Origin of the sequence: Bacteroides sp. MSK.20.12 (assembly GCF_019052435.1) — a bacterium.
Lineage (GTDB): Bacteria > Bacteroidota > Bacteroidia > Bacteroidales > Bacteroidaceae > Bacteroides > Bacteroides xylanisolvens.
Map to the genome: position 1 here is coordinate 1 of NZ_JAHQVH010000099.1, position 1,624 is coordinate 1,624.

General features: G+C 40.3%; 1 protein-coding gene. It reads right to left on the bottom strand.

All coding sequences use genetic code 11. The features are described from left to right. Window positions 1-1,562: ISL3 family transposase (locus KTR06_RS24305; protein ID WP_217290890.1), on the bottom strand; the 1,562-nt coding region annotated here is incomplete at its 3' end. Window positions 1,563-1,624: the final 62 nt, after the last annotated feature.

Here is a 1,624-nt window from a genome sequence, read left to right on the forward strand (position 1 = left end):
TTACTGAAGGGGATATCAATAGCTGCCTGTACTGCCTCCCAGTCTTTTTCAATACCATATGCAAAGTTCGTCAGTGCCATATTCCGTGTTGCCTTCGCTTTTTCAATCCACTTTCTAATATCCTTATCATAAGTGTTCCCATTAATCATATCTCTGAAATTCTGACACACGCTTAAGAGTTCTTTAATCTGTGGTGAGGACTTATATAGTTCCGCTAGTTTAGGATTATCCGATTCTCCCTTTAGAATGTATTTGCGTATCTGATTCTGTGAAACTCTCTGTGTTTTACTTCCGTTTTCAATGCTCTCATTATGCTCCTTGACTTCCTTCCTCTTTTGTTGATACATTTTTCGCAAGCTGGATGTTATCCTTCCAATAAGTGCGCCACTGATTTTACTCCCCATTTTTTGTGCCAATATTTTTCGGGTAATACAGCCCGCACTAATGATTGTAGCCAGTTCGGATACATATTTAAGAGCTGTCTTCTGTTGCTCATTCAAGTATGCCCCTATTCTCCTGTTGTGAATGAGCTTATAAATGTAGCGACTTTTCTTGCCCAAATGCGCGGCTGTCTGCTCAATGGTCATCCCCTGCATTTTTAAGTTCAGGCTTTCCCTGTATATCTTCAATTTTTCTCTGTGTCGGACATCTCCCATGTTAAATATGTCCTGAAGAATTAACGAAGAAGCCGTGTCTCTGTCAGGATATTCGTATTTGAGCTTTTGCTTGGTCTGACGAATCATTTTCTCTATTTCCGGTATCATCGTGTCCGTCATATTCTTGGTTAGATGGAACCGGTCGCAGATTTGTGTAACACCAGGGATTATTCTGTTTATAGCCTCTGTGAAACATCTTCCACGGTCTCTCGTTATATATTGTATTTGAGGATTCCGGGTGAGCCAGTTATCAAGCGCTTCTCCGTTTCTATCCTCTAACAAAGCAATAGGCATGTGTGTCATCTGGTCTACGACCACACTCATATAATCCTTACCTTTTTTATAGGCAAAATCATCAATACCTACATAAATACTTTTATTATGCATAGGATTATGTTGCCCGCACTGTTGTAGGATGCGTAAGCAGGAAGAGCTACTGGCCGTTATATGGAACAGCTGCAAAAGAGAAGAGGCCTTTCGGGAAGTAAGTTCCAAGCTTATCGATCTGATGCGTTCCTCAACAAGATAGCTCCGTCTACCATACCGACGAGCCAGAAAAGACAACGGTTCGCAGAATATTTTTCGCGGACAAGAAACATTTTCGCAATAATATTTGCCAACCTTTATGACTAACTCCAAAGTATGACCGTAAACTTCAAGATCCTGAATATGACGGGAGTAATAACTGTGTAATCGGTGACTGAAATGTCCGCAATAAGGACAGGAAGCCCCCTTGCCAGCCGTATGTAAAAAGACCGTCAATGAACCAACAGCTTCAGAGATACCATCTTGTTGCAGATTATCGTAGCCAGGACTGAATCTGAAATCATGGAATAATCCCCTATTTGTAGGAGGATTTTCTTTTTTTGATGTATATTTGTACGTTGTAGATATGGCTTGTTGCATTGTAACTCTTAATGATGTGGTGTCTTTAAAGTTACTAAAAAGCAAACATATCTACAACTTTT